Source organism: Bradyrhizobium sp. Pha-3 (genome assembly GCF_042258325.1).
Lineage (GTDB): Bacteria > Pseudomonadota > Alphaproteobacteria > Rhizobiales > Xanthobacteraceae > Bradyrhizobium > Bradyrhizobium elkanii.
In genome coordinates, this window is the sequence record NZ_CP170151.1 from 7330044 (window position 1) to 7347186 (window position 17143).

The window sequence follows — 17143 nt, forward strand, 5'->3', positions numbered from 1 at the left end:
AAGATTACTTCTCGTTCTTTATCCATGCCAAACTGAGCGTGGATGGCGGCGCTGCCTATCTTGTGAAATTCCTAAAGGCATTTGCGGCAGCGCGGGCACCGTTGGCCTCGTAGCCGTATTCGAGAACGACACCACTGCACGTTAGACGTATCGGCAGGCCACCGCCTTGGGACTGCCAGACAACATGATCGTGGTGCTCCCGGACACGGAGCGGAAGAGATACGCTCTTCCTGCACGAGGCCTTCGCCTAGAGAATCGCCCCAATGCCGATTTTTTAAGATCACGTCGCGCGCCTTCTATTGCGCGGCGCATACTCAATTGGCAGCTTGGGCCAATGGCGATTTCCTGGTAGCAGCAGAATTCGTCGGCTCTGGTCTCGACAGCCTTTAGTCGGGAGTCTTTCAATCACTCGGGATCGATCCCGACCACAGCGGCTGCTGACGTTGGTTCTGTAGGAGACGCTGCGGCGATCGAGCACGTTGCTGTAGTCGGAGTAGGCGCGCGCCAATGAGCGAACGGAATGTCGCCGTCTGATCGTCCGGTGCGCTTTGGAGGACGGCGTAGAGCTCCTACGAGGCTTTGATTACATACCGATGTACTTGCGGTGCATCTTTGTCGTGCCCCACCAAATATGGATATCTGGCATCTTCGACGAGGTCGGAACGGTTTAACTTGCCTGCTTTGGCGTGAGACTTTTTCGTAGCCATCGGCTGCGCCCTCGGGACCTCTAACCTTCGGCCGAAAATCCTTTCGGACCCAGATCTTTCATATATGGCGACAGGCATCGCTATCTCCTCGACAGGCCAATTCTCGCTCGTCCCAGGCTATCAAGGAGCCGTTAAAAAGATTTTTCCGGAGCTCGATTCATAAGGATAATTAATTGATCTGATTATATTTTTCTAGTCTAGGCACAAACCTGCGCGTGTTACCGAACGATGACATTTTCAAAAGTCGACGTTCGCTGACATTTTCAGTTGTCGCCGAACGGTGACATATGGTAATGTAAGCGAACGTCAACATTCTGAATTGCCATGCTCATACGCACGTCGGCCGATCTCGGGGCCATCATTCGAGGCACACGCAAACGCCTCAAGCTCGACCAGTCGAGCCTCGCCAAGCGCATTGGCGTCAGCCGTCAGTGGGTTATTGAGGTTGAGCGCGGCCACGCGCGCGCTGAACTCGGCCTAGTGCTCCGCGCTCTTGACGCACTCGGCATCCGTCTAGACGCAGGCAGCGAACAACCCCATGGCCGCGGTTTAGAAAAGCCAGTCGTTGATATCAACGCAATCGTGTCAAAAGCCAAAAAGAGCAGGCCATGACCAACGAACTCATCGCGCTTCTGGACGGCAGGGAAGTCGGCCGCGTGCACAACGACGCTCGTGGCCGTCTCACCTTTGTCTATGACAGCGATTGGCGGCAAACGAGGGACGCATACCCCATTTCGCTCTCCATGCCACTCGCGGCCGAGGAACACGGCCCCGCCGCTGTTCAGGCCTTTCTATGGGGACTGCTCCCGGACAATGAGCGCGTTCTCGATCGTTGGGCGAAGAAGTTTCAGGTCTCGGCCCGCAATGTGTTTGCCCTGATTTCTCATGTCGGCGAAGACTGCGCCGGCGCCATTCAATTCGTCACGCCCGATCGTTTGGAGAAATTGCAAAGCGGTACGGACGACAAGGTTGAGTGGCTTGACGAAGCAGCCGTCGCAAAACGTCTGCAAGCATTGAGAGAAGATCATGCCGCGTGGCGGCTGCCGCGTGATACGGGGCAATTCAGCCTCGCCGGTGCACAGCCGAAAACCGCACTGCTTCTGCAAAGAGGACAATGGGGTATACCGTCCGGACGCATTCCGACAACGCATATCCTGAAGCCGCCGACCGGCTATTTCGACGGCCATGCCGAGAACGAACATATCTGCCTCAATCTCGCGCGTAATCTCGGCTTGCCTGTCGCCGAAACAAAGGTCATGCGGTTTGAGAATGAGGTCGCCATTGTCGTCGAACGCTACGATCGGCAGTTCAGTGGCAATCACGTCATTCGCGTCCATCAAGAGGACGTGTGCCAGGCACGCGGCATCATGCCAACCAGGAAATATCAAAGCGAAGGCGGCCCGTCCGCCACGGATATTATCGAACTCTTACGTACCCATTCCACCGAGAGCGTTGATGATATCGATACGTTCATCGATGCTCTCGGCTTCAATTGGCTCATCGGGGGGACCGATGCGCACGCCAAGAACTACTCATTACTGCTAGCCAACGGCCCAACGGTGCGGCTTGCGCCACTCTACGATATCGCCAGCATCCTTCCCTACGACGATGTTGATCTGCAAAAGATGAAGCTCGCGATGAAGATTGGTGGGGAATACAAGCTTGGTCAAATAGGTGCGCGTGAATGGCGGAAATTCGCCCGCGAAATCCGTTTCGATGCGGAAAAAGTCATTGCGGGACTGAACTCCTTGGCCGATCTGCTTCCGGACAGCGTAAGCGGCGTGTGCGCTACCGCGCAAGCGGAAGGGCTAGATAACGCCGTTATCCAGCGCCTTGCCGCAAAGCTGATCGAGCGAACCAAAGACTGCCAACGCCTTCTGAAAGGCCTCTAAGCTTGCACAACTCACGGTTCGCGGTCGACTAGCGACGGTAGGGAACGGTATTTCCGAGCCTGTGGAGTGCAGGCCGCGAGGCTTTACTCTCCGCCCTCGTAGAACAGTTCCAACGGCAAGCCGACCAGCGCCTTGCCGATCCAGTCGCGTGCGATCACATTGGATGGGCCCATCGCGATCGCGGCGCGCGCGTCTCGATAGGAGCGCTCGATCGGACCGCGATGGTAGCCATAGCCCCCGGTCACGGTCAGCGCGGTGGCCGCGACCTTGTTGGCGACCTCGGCGGCGTGCACCTTGAATTCGGTCAGCGGAATCAGGATCTCGCTCTGCGGCCTGCCGGCGCGCCACAGCACGTCGAGTCGCGCTGCGAGCTCGTTGCGCCACGGCCGCAAGGTCTCGACCAGCACCTTGGCGGCGCCGAGCTCCTGCCGGATCGCCTGGTAATCCGATAGGCTCTTATTCCGATCCTTGTGCACGAAGCTCGTGGTGTGCGCCACCGCCGCGTTCAGCGCTCCGCGCGCCACGCCTTCCCAGACCGCGCCGAGCCCGATCAGATAAACCGGCGACACGCCGTCATAGATGATCTCCTTGCCCTGCCCCTCGGTGCCGAGCCGGTCGCGCTGTGGCACCCGCACATTGCTGTAGCGGATCGGACCTGAATGATTGGCCCGCACGCCGAGCGCATCCCAAGGCCGTGATTCGATCCCTTGGGCCTTGCCGTCGACGATGAAGAACACGATATCGGCCTGGTCCTTTGCGCCGGGCGTGCGCGTCTGTACCACATAGTAGTCGGCCTGACCCGAGCTGGTCGTGAACGACTTCTCGGCATTGACGAGATAATCCTCGCCGTCGCGCGAGGCTTCCGAGAGATTGTACCACCAGTGCCCGCCGGTGGCGCGCTCGCTGGTCGAATAGGTGCCGAGCAGACCACCATTGTTGGATTTGAGCCAGCGCTCCTTCTGGTCGGCGCTGCCGAACAGATTGATAGTTTGGGCCGCGCCGACATGCATCACATAGACGAGGCCGGTCGAGGCATCGGCTTGCCCGATGCGATACGCGGCTTCGGCGAAGTCGACGTGAGCGAGACCGAGCCCGCCATGCTGCACCTCGTTCAGCACGCCGGTCCATCCGGCCTCCGACAGCGCGCGCAGATTCTCGCGCGGAAACCGGCTCTCCTTGTCGTTGCGATCGGCGTTCACCTTCACGGTGGCGTCGATCGCGGCGTCGAGTCTTGCATAGACGTCGTCGTCGATCTTTCGGGCGAGATTTTCTTGGGCCATGGTCGTTCTCCTGTCCGGGTTGATGTCAAGCGACAGCCTGGGTCGGCTGCCGGCTCGGATCGACTTGTGACGATCCGCCGAGATAGAGCGTCTTGATGTCGCCGCGCCGCCGCAGCTCGGCGGCGGCACCCGCGAGCACGCTGCGGCCGTTCTCGAGCACGACAGCGTGGTCGGCGAAGCGTAGCGCCACCGTCGAGTTCTGCTCCGCGACCAGGATCGACAGACCCTGCTCGGCATTGAGCTGTTTGAGCGCGCGAAGAATCCCCTCCACGACGAGCGGCGCCAGCCCCATCGACGGCTCATCGAGCACCAGCAGCCGCGGCCGCGACATCAGGGCGCGGCCGATCGCTGTCATCTGCTGCTCGCCGCCGGAGGTCAGCCCGGCCAGCGAACGGCGCCGCTCCTTCAGCCGCGGAAACAGCGTGTAGACGCGGTCGAGATCATCTGCGGTCTCGGCGCGGGTCGCATCGCGCCCGATCGCGCCGGTGAAGAGGTTCTCCTCGACCGTCAGCGACGCAAAACAGTGCCGCCCTTCGAGCACCGGCACGATGCCGGCCCGCACTAGCGCGGCGGCCGATATGCCGGCAAGATCGTGGCCCTCGAACAGGATGCAGCCCGCAGTGATCTGGCCGCGACGGGCGGGCAGCAGCGCCGACACTGCCTGCAAGGTGGTCGATTTGCCGGCGCCGTTGGCGCCGAGCACGGCGACAATTTCGCCCGGCCGCACCACGAGCGACACGTCGCTGACGGCGCCGATGGCGTGATTGTAGGTCGCGGCCAGGCCGTCGACTGAGAGCAGGACTTCACTCATGGTTCGATCCGTCGAGTTACCGGCTGCGGGAGGCACAAGGCTCCCGCAGCGGCGCGATCGATTACTGGCTGACCGGATCGTCGCCGGAGGTGCGGGGCGTGATGCCATGCTCCTGGGCATAGGCGGCCGCGGACTTCTCGATGATCGGCCGCAGGGACGCCCAGTCCGGCGCGATCCAGTCCGACACCACCTTCCACTTCGCGCCATCCCACTGCTGGAAGGTGACGCGGCCGTCGCCCTCGTGATTGTCCCAAGTGACGTTGATCGAATGGAACAGCCCCTTGGCGCCGAGCGCCTCGACCCGCGCCGGATTCAGTTGCAGATGCTCAAAGCCCCAGCGCACCTCGTCGCCGGTCAGCGTGCGCTCGCCGAACTTGGCCTGCGCGATCCTGATCGCCTCGACGTTGAGGATGCCGTTCACGATGCCGAGGTTGTGGTAGACGCTGCCGATCCGCTTCTTGTCGTCGAGATTGCCCTTCCCTGCGCCATAGACGGTCTTGATCACCTCTTGCAGCACCGGATATTCGGCACCGGAGGCTTGCGTGGTGATCGCGATATAGCCTTTGGCTGCGTCGCCCGCTGGGATCACGTCTTCCTCGGAATTGGACCAGACATTACCGATGATGTGGTCGGCCGGGAAGCCGACCTTCTGCGCGGTCTTCAGCGCCACCGGATTCATCACGCCCCAGCCGCGCAGCACCACATAGTCGGGCTTGGCGCGCCGGATCGAGAGCCACTGCGACTGCTGCTCGTTGCCGGGATGCGGCACCTCGATCTGCTCGACGCTGAAATGATACTTGTCCGCGAGGAGCTTGTAGATCGGGATCGTCTCCTTGCCGTAGGGCGAGCCGTGATAGAGCACGACGATTTTCTTGTCCTTGAGCCTGTCGACGCCGCCTTCGCGGCTCGCGATGTAGTTCACGATACCCGAGGTCTCGCTGTAAGGATTGAGCAGCAGCGGGAAGACGTAGGGAAAGACGCGACCGTCGGTCGAATCGGTCCGGCCATGGTTGACGGTGATCAGCGGCACCTTGTCCTTGGTGATGCGGTCGATCATGGCGTAGGCGATGCCGACCGACAGCGGATTCCAGGCAGCGACGCCGAGCCGGTTCTTCAACCGCTCATAGACTTCGACGCCGCGCTCGACCTCGTACTGGGTCTCGCCCTCGTCCCAGGTCAGTTTTACGCCGTTGACGCCGCCGTCGCGGATATTGATTAGGTTCAGATAGTCGATGAAGCCGCCGAAGAAGCCGGTGCCGCCGGCGGCATAGGGGCCAACCCGATAGCTTTGCAGCGGAAAGAACTGCTCGTCGGCGTGGACCGCCGGTGCTCCAGCAAATGCAAGGACGCCCACTACCCCCAGCGCGAATTTCAAGTGTCGAAACCTCATCGTCAGCTCCTTGATGTGTCAGTTGCAGGAAACGTCTTGCGGAGGCCGGTCCACGCGGCCGACGCCGCGCGAAACCGGTCCCACAGCGCGATCAATCCGCGCGGCTCCGCGATCAAAAAGGCGATGATCAGCGCACCGATCACGATGCGCTGGCTCATCTCCAGCACGCCGGAGTCGAACACGCCACCGAGCAGAGCCGCGCCGAGCCGCGACAGGATCAGCGGAAACACCACGATGAAGGCCGCGCCGAGGAACGCGCCGCGCAGCGATGCCAATCCACCGATGATGATGATGAAGAGGATCTGGAACGAGCGATCGAGATTGAAGCCGGCCGGCTCGACTGTGCGCAGGTAGGCAAAGGCCCACAGCACCCCAGCGACCCCGATCAGGAACGAGGATACGCCGAACGCCAGCAGCTTGGTCCGTAGCAGCGGCACACCGATCACCTTTGCCGCGATCTCGTGATCGCGGACCGCGATGAAGTTGCGGCCGGTCTGCGATTGCAGCAGCAGCAAGGTCAGGATCGTCGCCACCGTCACGACGGCCAGCGAGAACAGGTAGCGGCCCGCCGCGCTGGTGAAGGAATAGCCGGCGATGGTCAGCGCTGGCGCATCGATCACGCCGGACGGATTGTCGTTGGAGAACCAGCCGAACTTGGTCAGCGCCCATTGTACGAAGAACTGCGCCGCGAGCGTCGAGACCGCGAGATAGAACCCGCGCAGCCGCAGGCTCGGCAGCCCGAACACGATGCCGATCGCGGCCGCGACGAGGCCGGCCAGCACCAGGTCGAGCAGCAGCGGCAACTCGGGCAAACGGAGATGCAGATTGTAGGCGGCATAGGCGCCGACCGCGAGGAACGCGGCCGAGCCGAGCGACACCTGCCCGGCATAGCCGGTGAGGACGTTGAGCCCGACCGCGGCGAGCGCCAGCGCGAGGAACGGCGTCAGAACCGCGTCCATCAAATAATCCGAACCGGCGAGCGGGATCACGCCGAACGTAATCACTGCGCCGATGCCGATCAGGATGCGGTCGATGACGGGGAGGGTCTGGCGCGGGTTCGAGGTTGCGTCCATGTGCTAGACCCTCTCGACCAGCTTCTGCCCGAACAGTCCCGAGGGCCGCACCAATAGGAATACCAGCGCGACGACATAGCCCGCCCAAGCCTCGATGCCGCCGCCGACCAACGGGCCGACATAGACCTCGGCGAGCTTCTCGATCGCGCCGATTAGGAGGCCCCCGACGATGGCGCCGGCGATCGAATCGAAGCCGCCGAGCACGAGCACCGGCAGCGCCTTGAGCACCACCAGCGACAGCGAGAACTGCACGCCGAGCCGCGCGCCCCACAGCAATCCGGCGACCAGCGCAACGATGCCGGCGACCGTCCGCACGATGGCCCACACCCGCGGCAGGCGAAGGCCGACCGCAAGTGCTGCAAACGGATCGTCGGCGACGGCGCGGAACGACAGCCCTGTCCGCGTGGTGCGGAAGAACAGCGCGAACAGCGCAACCAGGCTGCCCGCCACCGCCGCCGCGAACAGATCGAACCGGCTGATGAAGACGCCGACGATATCGAGCGGCACGTCGCTGATGCCGATGTCGAGGCCGTGGACTTGGGTGCCCCACAACAGCTGCGCCGCGCCTTCGATCACATAGGACAGCCCCAGCGTCGCCATGAACAAGGTGATCGGCGGCTGGTTGACCAGCGGCCGCAACACCGTGCGCTCGACCGCGACACCGAGCGCGACCATGATCGCGAGTGTCGCCAGCAGCGCAAGCGGAAGCGCGACGCCGCGCTCGACCAGACTGACGAAGGTCAGCGCCGCGAACAGCAGCATCGCGCCCTGCGCGAAGTTGAGCACCCCCGAAGTCTTGTAAATCACCACGAAGCCGATCGCGACCAGCGAATACATCACGCCCGACAGCAGGCCGCCCACCAGCACTTCGATGAGGAATTGATAGTCAAACATCAAAGTGCGAGCTCCGTTTCGTCCGCATGCGCGACGCCGAGATAGGCATCGACCACCGCCTGGTCGGACCGCACCTGGTCCGGCGTGCCGTCGGCGATTTTGCGGCCATAGTCGAGCACCGCGACGCGATCGGACAGCCCCATCACCACACCGATGTCATGCTCGATTAGGACGATGGTGGCGCCATAGCTGTCGCGGGCGTTGCGGACATGCGCGGCCAATTCGTGCTTCTCGCCGAGCGTGACGCCCGCAAAGGGCTCGTCGAGCAGCAAAAGCGACGGCCGCGCCACCGGCGCACGCGCCAACTCGACGCACTTCTGCAAACCATAGGGCAAGGTTCCGGCGGCGCGGTCGCACACCTCGCGAAGGTGCAGGAAGCCGATGACGTCTTCTGCGGCGGCGCGGTTCTCCGCTTCGATCCGCCGTGCCAGAGGCGAGCCGGCGATCTGGCGCAGAAAGCCGGCGCGGACCCGGTGCGCCACTCCCATCAGGACGTTGTCGCGCACCGAGAGGCCCTTGAACACAGCGAGATTCTGGAACGTCCGCGCCACACCATGCTGCGCCAGCCGCGCCGTAGGTACATGGCCGAAGGAATGCTCGCCGAGCCAGACCCGGCCCCGGTCCGGCCGGTAGAGCCCGCTGATGACATTGAGCAGCGAGCTCTTGCCGGCACCGTTGGGGCCGATCACCGCGCGGATCTCGCCTTGTGCGACCTCGAGATCGATGTCGCGCAGTGCGGCGACGCCGCCGAACGAGAGCGAGATGTCAGCAAGCGCGAGCACCGGCTGGATCTCGCCACTGCCTCGTTTCACGAGCGCACGGTCCGCGACGTCCGCGCGCGCGGACAAGGGCGCAGAGAGAGCCGGCTCGACAAGGGCGCCATCCAATGGAAGCACACCCGCGCTTGCTGCGATCATGGTCACGCCAATGTTTCCCGAATCACTCGGCGGCCTGGACGTGCCGCGCCGCGTCCGCTTCCAGTGCACGCACCAGCGGAATGACGCGGCGGCCGAAATACTCGACCTCTTCCTGGAAATGGAGGAAGCCGAGCAGCACCAGGTCGACCCCGATCTTCTTGAGCGCGATGATGCGCTCGGCGATCTGCTCGGGCGTGCCTATCAGGTTGGTCTTGAAGCCGTCATTATACTGGACGAGATCCTCGAAGCTCGATTTGGCCCAATTGCCCTGACCTTCCGGTGAGGCTTTGCCGGCGTTCTTAACCTCGTGACCGAAGGCGTTGACGGCCTCCGGATCGGCCTTGGCGATGATCTCGTTGAGGACGCTGCGCGCCTCAACCTCGCTGTCGCGCGCGATCGCGAACGCATTGACGCCGATCCTGACCGAATGGTTGTTGGCCCTTGCCTTGGCCCTGATGTCATCGACCTGCTTCTTGATCTCATCGACCGAATTGCCGTTAGTGAAGTACCAGTCCGACACCCGCGCGGCCATGTCGCGCGCCGCGCGTGAGCTGCCGCCCTGGAAGATCTCGGGCAGCGGCTGGGCCGGCTTCGGCTTCAGCGTGTAGTCGCTGAAGCGATAGAAATCGCCGCGGAAGGTGAAGCTGTCCTGGGTCCAGATCCCGCGCAGCGACCGGATGAACTCTTCCGAGCGCCGGTAGCGTTCGTCGTGATCGAGCCAAGGTTCGCCGATCGCGGTGAACTCGCCACGGAACCATCCAGAGACGATATTAACCGCAACGCGGCCCTCGGTGAGCTGGCTGATGGTGGCAATCTGCTTGGCGGCAACCGCCGGATTCCAAGGCCCGGGCAGCAGCGCCGCGATCACCTTCAGCTTCGTGGTCGCCGCGAGCAGCGCGTGGCTGAAGGCGACCGGCTCGTGCTGGAACTCGGCGCCATAGCCGGCCGTGAAGCGGATCTGGCTCAGGGCATAGTCGAACCCCGCCTGTTCCGCGATCTGCGCCAGTCGGCGATTGTAATCGATATCCCAGCCGGTTCGCTGCTCGAGCTTGCTGATCACGAGGCCGCCGGAAACGTTCGGCACCCAATAGGCGAATTTGATCTGATCATGGTTCGCGGTCATAGGAATGTCCTTCTGAAGTTTGGATTTGCAGTGTGACGCAAGCAGCACGATGCATTCACGCTGCGGCTGGTCAGCGGGTTACGACACAGCTCGTTCAAGCCGTCACTGAGATCGGGATGATGGGAAACTTTGCGCGATCAGCCCTGATCCGCGCCGGCGCGCAATCGGTGCGTCAACAACACGGTGCGCGATACGACATCAGCTGCGCAACGCAGGTTCGAGATCGGTCAAAGAGGCCCCTGAAAGTCATCCGCGTTCCCCTCGCAAGCATCATCGGCGAGCAACCAATACTGTCAGAGAAAGTTGGGACCAGCGAGTCCAAGCCAAACTCTTTTTCAGCGCGTCCGGGAAAGCGGTATTCTTTTGTTGACGCGAAACGCGACGATTGTTGCCATGCGGGCGAAAACTCGGCTGCGAATACTCACCTGCTGAAGTTAATGGCAAGCGGTTTTGATAGCAAAATCGAGAGCCGTCCAACAAGTGTATCGCTGGACCTCCATTGCATCAGCAGTTGAATTTCCTGCCGTCGGAATAACACAAGCGCGAAGACTGTGGTTATCCATTTGCCAAATCCAAGCAGTTCCTTGCGATGCGGTGTCGCTGGCATAGTTTATCCAATAGGAGGTTGCGGCCGCCGTCGATCGATAGGTTGGATTGGACAGATTACGTTGCCCCCCTCTATTCAGAAACGAAATGATCGGCGCCGTCGGGCAGCGAGGGTCTACTTCGCCGCTGAGTCTCCCTCATAAAGCGAGGCACGTTTGTTTTTCATTTGGTATGCTATCTCGCGGTGAGATCCTTCTCCGTCGAGGCTGGTTCGAAGAACGCCTTTGCCTTTAGATGATTTCGCAGAGCGACTGGCCTGTACGGGCCAAAGCTCGTAAAGTTGCGGACCGAGCTCATCGCAAGCCTTTGATAGGCCGTCTCGTGAAGTAGCGCGTTTTCTAGCACGTCGCGGATCACTTTCGACCAACGGAATGCGGTTCGGTGTTGAATTCCACCATCCAGTCGAGTGTGATGTCAGACAGCCGAGAGGAAAGCTTCGGCTGTCACAGGTTGTTGAGATTGCAGAACCTGCGATAAGGCGGCGCCACCTCAAGCTCGAATAAGATCCTCCCGCCTATTGAGCTGCTCCCCACTGTCCCCGGAGCAAAGGGCCGCCGCCACTCCACTGCGCTTCAGGGCTGCAAGCAAAATTGTCCGATTCGCAGTCGTAAGCCGCCGATTACCCCATCCACGCGCCGGTAGGACTGCTCGACGAGTGGTTTTCGTCTACACTTAGGACCTAACGCTCTGATCCAAAGGCAGCGCCCCCCCACGAGCAACGCGTTCAAGGAATGCCGAAGCGCAAGATCGACAAGCTCGCTCGCGCAAAAGCGCGGCCCGATCCTGCCCAATGGGGTGAGGATGAAGTAATGACCCTTGTCGAGGCCGCGGCAGTGTTCTTCCCACTCGGTCCGTTGACAATATCATCGTTGCGCAGAGCCGCGGCCACCGGGACTCTTGAAATCGCCAAAGTTGCGGGCAAGGATCTGACAACCCCTCGAGCGATCTGCAAATTGGTCAAGCCGTCATGCCGGGCCGCAGAGCCAAGCCGCCACGACTCTGGTTTAGAGAGGACGATGAAACCTGGATCATCCTCGATCGTGGCCGGCAAATCCGCACAGGCTGCAGCCGCGACGACATTGACGGAGCTGCGAAGGCGCTCGAGACCTATATCGGCGAGCGACATACCAGCACCATCGGGGCAACTGACCCGAACGTCCTCGCGATAGCCGACGTCCTCACAGCCTACGAAATTTCAAAGCGGCCCAAGGACACGAGCGATGAACGCGCGTGGGCACAACATGACCTGCTGCTCATTCGCTTGCTCGATCTTAACAACTTTTTTGGCGATAAAACCGTCAGTCAGCTCAAAGCTCAGCTTTGTCGCGACTTTGTCGATTGGTCCACCGGTACTGCGAACGACAATCATAGGAAAGCCGGCATCAAGCCACGCAACGGGACAGTCTCTGATCAAACCGCACGACGCCGACTCGAAGATCTACGCGCTGCCGTGAACGCCTACCACGCCGAGCATACGCTCACCGTCGTTCCAAAGGTCACTCTTCCTCCTAAAGCCGAAGGACGACACCGATGGCTAACGCGCAACGAGGCAGCGCGCCTACTCGGAGCAACAATCGGCTACGTGTGGGACACGGAGCAGGAAACGTGGAAGCGCAGCGAGGATGGCGAGCTCGCGCGCCGGGAGCGGTGGATCATTCGTCGTCGCTATCCCGCGGCGCGCTTCTGCCTGATCGGTATCTACAGTGCTCGTCGCGAAGAGACCATCCGGCGCACCCAGTGGCTGCCAACAACGACCCATCCATGGATGAACCTTGACGCGATGGTCTACCAGGGCAAAGGGACGCTGGAGCAGTCGACCAAGAAACGGCGGCCGCCGGCAAAGATCGCTAGCCGCCTGCGTCCGCATCTGATTCGATGGCGCAGGATCGACCAAGCTCGATCTGCAGAACTCCGCGCCTCAGGGGTTATGAGAGACGGTGAACAAATCCGGTTCGTCGTGAACCGCCTGCACGACGGCCAGCCGCTTGCCGGCAAGATCAGGTCAGCCTGGAATGGTATTCTGGAGGACGCCGGGCTGGGCGACGACGTCGTCCGGCATTCACTGCGCCATACAGCGGCGACATGGTTGATGCAGGCGGGCGTCGACATGTGGGAAGCCGCTGGCTGGCTCGGCATGACCGTTGAGCAATTAGAGGCCAACTATGGCCATCACCACCCGGACTTTCAGGAAGAGGCGGCGGAAGCTTTTGGGGCAAGGCGCTGAGCTGACCACTACTCTGCGCGAGCTATTCGTGCTTTGATATCCGCCAAATCAGCTCGTAGGTCCGAAGGGAGGACTTGTGGTGCTCGATGGTGTTCGATGTAACATCCCGACAGGGGCTAGTTCCCTCGCACTTCCCGATCGTCTTTTTTCCGATTTAGAACAGTACAAGCCCGCCGCGGACCGCTGTTCGACGTCCTTGACGGGTGCTTCGAGGGCGACAGACATGGCTGCCGAGCTTCAAATCGTTGCGCATTTCGTTGCGCACAAAAAACACAGAACCTATAAGTGCTTGAAAGAATGGTCGGAGTGGCAGGATTCGAACCTGCGACCCCTGCGTCCCGAACGCAGTGCTCTACCGGGCTGAGCCACACTCCGACTGAGGGCCGGCTTATAGCGTCGGGTTTCGGGGACCGCAAGGGATCACAAGGCACCCAATTGAGGAATCTAGTCACAGTGGATACAGGCCTGAAAACGCACGTTTTGTCCGCCGGCGCCGCCGCCACGGCAACCGCCGCCGGGGTCCTGGCCGAGGGCGGCCTGGTGGCGTTTCCGACCGAGACGGTTTATGGCCTCGGCGCCGATGCCGGCAACGCCGCCGCGATCGCTCGGCTTTACGAGGCCAAGGGCCGGCCGGCCTTCAATCCCCTGATTGCCCATGTCGCTGATCTTGGCGCCGCCCGCCGGATTGCCCTGTTCGACGGGCAGGCCCTGCGATTGGCGGACGCGTTCTGGCCCGGTCCCCTGACCCTGGTGCTACCGAAGGCGCTCTCCTGCCCGGTTGCGGAACTCGCGACCGCCGGGCTCGATACAGTCGCCATCCGCATCCCGGCCCACAAAGTGGCGCGCGACATCATCAAGGCTTTCGGCGGTGCCGTGGTAGCGCCGTCGGCCAATATCTCCGGCCATGTCTCGCCGACCACCGCCGAGCATGTGTACGGCGATCTCGCCGGTCGCATCGACCTGATCGTCGACGGCGGGCCGGTCGAGGTCGGCGTCGAATCTACCATCGTCGGCTGCTTCTCCGATCCGGTGCTGCTGCGGCCGGGCGGACTGACGCGCGCCGAGATCGAGCGCGTGCTCGGCCACCCCTTGCAGTCGCCGCCGCAAGACGCGGAAAGCGACGTCCAGCCGGTTGCCCCCGGCATGCTCGCCTCGCATTACGCGCCGCGGACACCGGTCCGGCTCAATGCCAGCGACGTCCATGTCGGCGAAGCCTTGCTGTCGTTCGGGCCAGCCAAGGTCGCGCGGCGCGAATGCGCCTCGGTGGAGATGAACCTGTCCGAGCGCGGCGATCTTGCCGAGGCCGCCGCCAATCTGTTCGGGTACCTTCGCACCCTCGACAAGAGAAACGCGGATGCGATCGCGGTGACGCCCATTCCCGAGGACGGATTGGGCGAAGCCATCAATGACCGGCTGCGCCGCGCAGCCGTTGGGCGGTAACAAGCATGACCCGGACCGGAACGGCCGCGATAGCGCCAAGCGGGAACCGGTTTTCCCTTGCGACAAACGCGAAGCGTTTGCGCGAAGGGCATGCTTAGGCAAAGATCCCCGACTGAGTGAAAGACCAAGAAAAAATGAATATCGTCCAATCAGCGGTGCCGCCGCTTCCGCCCGAATTGCTTGAAAAATTCCGCGCCATCGTCGGCGCGAAATATGCAGTGACCGACGCCGCCGACATCGAGCCTTACGTCACCGAGGAGCGCGACCTGTTCCACGGCCGCTCGCCGCTGGTGCTGCGCCCCGGTTCGACCGCCGAGGTCGCTGCGATCTGCAAGCTTGCGACCGAGCACAGGATCACGTTGGTGCCGCAGGGCGGCAATACCGGCCTGGTCGGCGGCCAGACGCCGCACAATGGCGAGGTCGTGGTCTCGCTCCGGCGTCTCGACAAGATTCGCGACATCGACGTCGAATCCAACACCATGACCTGCGAGGCCGGCGTGGTGCTGCAGATCGCGCAGCAGAAGGCAGCCGACGTCGACCGGCTGTTTCCGCTCTCGCTCGGCGCCGAGGGCAGCTGCACCATCGGCGGCAACCTCTCGACCAATGCCGGCGGCACCGGAGCGCTCGCCTACGGCGTGGCGCGCGAAATGGCACTCGGGCTCGAGGTCGTGCTGGCTGACGGCCGCGTGCTGAACGCGCTGTCGAAGCTGAAAAAGGACAACACCGGCTACGATTTGCGCAACCTTTTCATCGGCGCAGAAGGCACGCTCGGCATCATCACCGCGGCAACGCTAAAGCTGTTTCCGCGGCCGCGCGCGGTCGAGACCGCCTATGTCGGTCTGAAGTCGCCCGCGGCTGCACTCAAGCTGCTGTCGATCTCGCGCGATCAAGCGGCCGGTGCGTTGACGAGCTTCGAGTTGCTCGCCGACGTCGCAGTCGATTTCTCGATCCGCCACGGCATCGATATCCGCGATCCCCTGACCAGCAAGCATCGCTGGTACGTGCTGATGGAATTGTCGTCGTCGCGCGACGATGCACGCGACACGCTCGAGGCGATCCTGGCCCAGGGCATGGAGGACGGCATCGTCGACGACGCCGTGATCGCCGCCAATCTGAGCCAGCGCCAGGCGTTCTGGAAGCTGCGCGACGAGATGTCGGCGGCGCAGAAGCCGGAAGGCGGCTCGATCAAGCACGACATCTCGGTGCCGGTCGCCGCCGTGCCCGCCTTCATCGAGGAAGCCAATGCTGCCGTGGTGAAGCTGATCCCGGGTTCGCGGCCGGTGCCGTTCGGCCATCTCGGCGACGGCAACATCCACTACAATGTCAGCCAGCCGGTCGGCGCCAATGCGGCCGACTTCCTCGCGCGCTGGCACGACGTGAACGCCGTCGTGTTCGAGATCGTGCTGCGGATGGGCGGCTCGATTTCTGCCGAGCACGGCATCGGCGTGCTCAAGCGCGACGAACTGCCCGACGTCAAGGACAAGGTCGCGATCGAGCTGATGCGGCAGGTCAAGGCGATGCTCGATCCGCTCGGCATCATGAACCCGGGCAAGGTGCTGTGACCGCGCAGGCGACGATGCCCTCCCCCTCCCCCTCTGCCTCCCTCGCCATTGCACCGATCACCGATAACGACATCGCCGATGTCGTCGCGCTGTGGCAGGCCTGCGGCCTGACGCGGCCGTGGAACGATCCCGCTGCCGACATCGCGCTGGCGCGGCGCGGACCGAACTCGGCCGTGCTGGTCGGCCGCGACGCCAATGCGATTGTCGCGACCGCGATGGTCGGCCACGACGGTCATCGCGGCTGGGTCTATTACGTCGCGGTCGATCCCAACCGCCAGGGCAAGGGACTTGGCCGCACGATCATGGCGGCGGCCGAGGACTGGCTGCGCGCCGCCGGCGTGCCGAAGCTGCAACTGCTGGTGCGGCGGGAGAACGCCAAGGCCGGCGCGTTCTACCAATCGCTCGGCTATGACGAATCGACTTCGGTGATGCTGGCCAAATGGCTCGACGGGCGCGAAGCGACGCCGTGAGAGGGTTGAGGATCAACGCATGAGCATCGCCGACCGCGTCCGCGTCAAGGACGTCGAGCTGCTCTCGAAGCGCCGCTACGAGCTGAAGAGCGCGACGTTCGATTACCGGCGCGCCAACGGCGAATGGCAGACCCAGGTGCGCGAGGTCTACGACCGCGGCAACGGCGCGGCGCTGTTGCCCTACAATCTGACGACCCGCAGCGTCGTGCTGGTGCGCCAGTTCCGCTACCCCGCTTTCGCCAACGGCTATGACGATCTCCCGATCGAGGCTGCCGCCGGCATGCTCGACGATGCCGAGCCGGAAGCACGCATTCGCGCCGAAGCGGAGGAAGAGATCGGCTACCGGCTCGTGCATGTGCGCAAGGTGTTCGAGGCTTTCACGTCGCCGGGCGCGGTGACCGAGAAGCTGCATTGCTTCGTCGCCGAATACGACGCCGCGATGCGCATCGGTGACGGCGGCGGGCTCGCCGACGAGGGCGAGGACATCGAGGTGCTCGAGCTCTCAATCGACGACGCGCTCGCCATGATCAGCGACGGGCGCATCGTCGACGCCAAGACCATCATGCTGCTGCAATACGCCGCGCTGCATCTGTTCAGGTGAACGCGGCTTTGTCCCGGAGCTTGCCGGGACGGCCTCGTGTAGGCCTGTGTCGAGCTAGCAAGCTAGAGCGCGATGATTTTTGATTGAAGCAATCTAGCCGCACGCTCGGCTCGCCTCTCCCGCTTGCGGGGGAGGCCGACGCGCGTAGCGCGG

At 62.7% G+C, this 17143-nt stretch carries 15 protein-coding genes and 1 tRNA gene; 8 read left to right on the plus strand and 8 right to left on the minus strand.

Going from position 1 to position 17143, the window contains the following annotated elements; translation table 11 throughout:
• The first annotated feature begins 1031 nt into the window (after positions 1–1031).
• Together ACE10X_RS34970 and ACE10X_RS34975 are read left to right on the plus strand one after the other, a co-directional pair.
• Positions 1032–1319, plus strand: coding sequence for a helix-turn-helix domain-containing protein (locus ACE10X_RS34970; protein WP_016848250.1), 288 nt, complete (start codon positions 1032–1034; stop codon positions 1317–1319).
• Positions 1316–2599, plus strand: coding sequence for a type II toxin-antitoxin system HipA family toxin (locus tag ACE10X_RS34975; protein WP_016848251.1), 1284 nt, complete (start codon positions 1316–1318; stop codon positions 2597–2599). Before ACE10X_RS34970 ends, ACE10X_RS34975 begins: the two co-directional genes overlap by 4 nt.
• Before the next feature lie 83 nt (positions 2600–2682).
• Here ACE10X_RS34975 and ACE10X_RS34980 read toward each other — a convergent pair whose 3' ends face one another.
• From ACE10X_RS34980 to sfnG, 7 genes are all read right to left on the minus strand, one after another.
• Positions 2683–3879, minus strand: coding sequence for an acyl-CoA dehydrogenase family protein (locus ACE10X_RS34980; RefSeq protein WP_016848252.1), 1197 nt, complete (start codon positions 3877–3879; stop codon positions 2683–2685).
• 25 nt (positions 3880–3904) lie between these two features.
• Entirely contained in the window at positions 3905–4690 is a 786-nt protein-coding gene (locus ACE10X_RS34985; RefSeq protein WP_016848253.1) for an ABC transporter ATP-binding protein, read from the minus strand.
• Between the two features lie 61 nt (positions 4691–4751).
• A complete protein-coding gene (locus tag ACE10X_RS34990) occupies positions 4752–6080 on the minus strand; it encodes an ABC transporter substrate-binding protein (protein WP_035632474.1) in 1329 nt (442 codons plus the stop codon).
• A 2-nt stretch (positions 6081–6082) separates the two neighbouring features.
• The gene (locus tag ACE10X_RS34995; RefSeq protein ID WP_016848255.1) at positions 6083–7153 is read right to left on the minus strand and encodes a branched-chain amino acid ABC transporter permease; all 1071 of its coding nucleotides are present in this window, start codon (positions 7151–7153) and stop codon (positions 6083–6085) included.
• Between the two features lie 3 nt (positions 7154–7156).
• Complete coding sequence (locus ACE10X_RS35000) at positions 7157–8047, minus strand: branched-chain amino acid ABC transporter permease (RefSeq protein ID WP_375763444.1); 891 nt, start codon at positions 8045–8047, stop codon at positions 7157–7159.
• Complete coding sequence (locus ACE10X_RS35005) at positions 8047–8964, minus strand: ABC transporter ATP-binding protein (RefSeq protein ID WP_018273352.1); 918 nt, start codon at positions 8962–8964, stop codon at positions 8047–8049. Before ACE10X_RS35005 ends, ACE10X_RS35000 begins: the two co-directional genes overlap by 1 nt.
• A 22-nt stretch (positions 8965–8986) precedes the next feature.
• Positions 8987–10087: a dimethylsulfone monooxygenase SfnG gene (gene sfnG / locus ACE10X_RS35010; RefSeq protein ID WP_016840953.1), complete on the minus strand. Its 1101-nt coding sequence runs from the start codon at positions 10085–10087 to the stop codon at positions 8987–8989.
• A gap of 116 nt (positions 10088–10203) precedes the next feature.
• Between sfnG and ACE10X_RS35015 the strand changes: the two genes are divergently transcribed.
• Together ACE10X_RS35015 and ACE10X_RS35020 are read left to right on the plus strand one after the other, a co-directional pair.
• Entirely contained in the window at positions 10204–10602 is a 399-nt protein-coding gene (locus tag ACE10X_RS35015; protein ID WP_143279022.1) for a hypothetical protein, read from the plus strand.
• A gap of 1058 nt (positions 10603–11660) precedes the next feature.
• Entirely contained in the window at positions 11661–12917 is a 1257-nt protein-coding gene (locus tag ACE10X_RS35020; protein ID WP_018273353.1) for a tyrosine-type recombinase/integrase, read from the plus strand.
• A 298-nt stretch (positions 12918–13215) separates the two neighbouring features.
• On the opposite strand, the gene ACE10X_RS35025 is transcribed toward ACE10X_RS35020, so the two are convergent.
• Positions 13216–13292 (minus strand) — tRNA-Pro (locus ACE10X_RS35025).
• Positions 13293–13370: 78 nt separating this feature from the next.
• Between ACE10X_RS35025 and ACE10X_RS35030 the strand changes: the two genes are divergently transcribed.
• The 4 genes from ACE10X_RS35030 (at position 13371) to ACE10X_RS35045 (ending at position 16990) form a co-directional block, all read left to right on the plus strand.
• Positions 13371–14357 carry an L-threonylcarbamoyladenylate synthase gene (locus ACE10X_RS35030; protein ID WP_375763445.1) on the plus strand — a complete coding sequence of 329 codons (987 nt, stop codon included), beginning with the start codon at positions 13371–13373 and terminating at the stop codon, positions 14355–14357.
• Between the two features lie 134 nt (positions 14358–14491).
• The gene (locus ACE10X_RS35035) at positions 14492–15919 is read left to right on the plus strand and encodes an FAD-binding oxidoreductase (protein ID WP_375763446.1); all 1428 of its coding nucleotides are present in this window, start codon (positions 14492–14494) and stop codon (positions 15917–15919) included.
• Between the two features lie 14 nt (positions 15920–15933).
• The gene (locus tag ACE10X_RS35040; protein ID WP_375763447.1) at positions 15934–16389 is read left to right on the plus strand and encodes a GNAT family acetyltransferase; all 456 of its coding nucleotides are present in this window, start codon (positions 15934–15936) and stop codon (positions 16387–16389) included.
• Between the two features lie 19 nt (positions 16390–16408).
• Entirely contained in the window at positions 16409–16990 is a 582-nt protein-coding gene (locus ACE10X_RS35045; RefSeq protein WP_375763448.1) for a GDP-mannose pyrophosphatase, read from the plus strand.
• The last annotated feature ends 153 nt before the right edge of the window (positions 16991–17143 follow it).

Bases quoted from the DNA above. Each gene is read 5' to 3' on its own strand.
- ACE10X_RS35035 (WP_375763446.1), top strand. From the start codon at position 14,492: ATGAATATCGTCCAATCAGCGGTGCCGCCGCTTCCGCCCGAATTGCTT.
- ACE10X_RS35015 (WP_143279022.1), top strand. From the start codon at position 10,204: ATGATGGGAAACTTTGCGCGATCAGCCCTGATCCGCGCCGGCGCGCAA.
- ACE10X_RS35005 (WP_018273352.1), bottom strand. From the start codon at position 8,964: ATGATCGCAGCAAGCGCGGGTGTGCTTCCATTGGATGGCGCCCTTGTC.
- ACE10X_RS35020 (WP_018273353.1), top strand. From the start codon at position 11,661: ATGCCGGGCCGCAGAGCCAAGCCGCCACGACTCTGGTTTAGAGAGGAC.
- ACE10X_RS34970 (WP_016848250.1), top strand. From the start codon at position 1,032: ATGCTCATACGCACGTCGGCCGATCTCGGGGCCATCATTCGAGGCACA.
- ACE10X_RS35045 (WP_375763448.1), top strand. From the start codon at position 16,409: ATGAGCATCGCCGACCGCGTCCGCGTCAAGGACGTCGAGCTGCTCTCG.
- ACE10X_RS35000 (WP_375763444.1), bottom strand. From the start codon at position 8,047: ATGTTTGACTATCAATTCCTCATCGAAGTGCTGGTGGGCGGCCTGCTG.
- ACE10X_RS34975 (WP_016848251.1), top strand. From the start codon at position 1,316: ATGACCAACGAACTCATCGCGCTTCTGGACGGCAGGGAAGTCGGCCGC.
- ACE10X_RS35040 (WP_375763447.1), top strand. From the start codon at position 15,934: ATGCCCTCCCCCTCCCCCTCTGCCTCCCTCGCCATTGCACCGATCACC.
- ACE10X_RS34980 (WP_016848252.1), bottom strand. From the start codon at position 3,879: ATGGCCCAAGAAAATCTCGCCCGAAAGATCGACGACGACGTCTATGCA.
- ACE10X_RS34995 (WP_016848255.1), bottom strand. From the start codon at position 7,153: ATGGACGCAACCTCGAACCCGCGCCAGACCCTCCCCGTCATCGACCGC.
- ACE10X_RS34990 (WP_035632474.1), bottom strand. From the start codon at position 6,080: ATGAGGTTTCGACACTTGAAATTCGCGCTGGGGGTAGTGGGCGTCCTT.
- sfnG (WP_016840953.1), bottom strand. From the start codon at position 10,087: ATGACCGCGAACCATGATCAGATCAAATTCGCCTATTGGGTGCCGAAC.
- ACE10X_RS34985 (WP_016848253.1), bottom strand. From the start codon at position 4,690: ATGAGTGAAGTCCTGCTCTCAGTCGACGGCCTGGCCGCGACCTACAAT.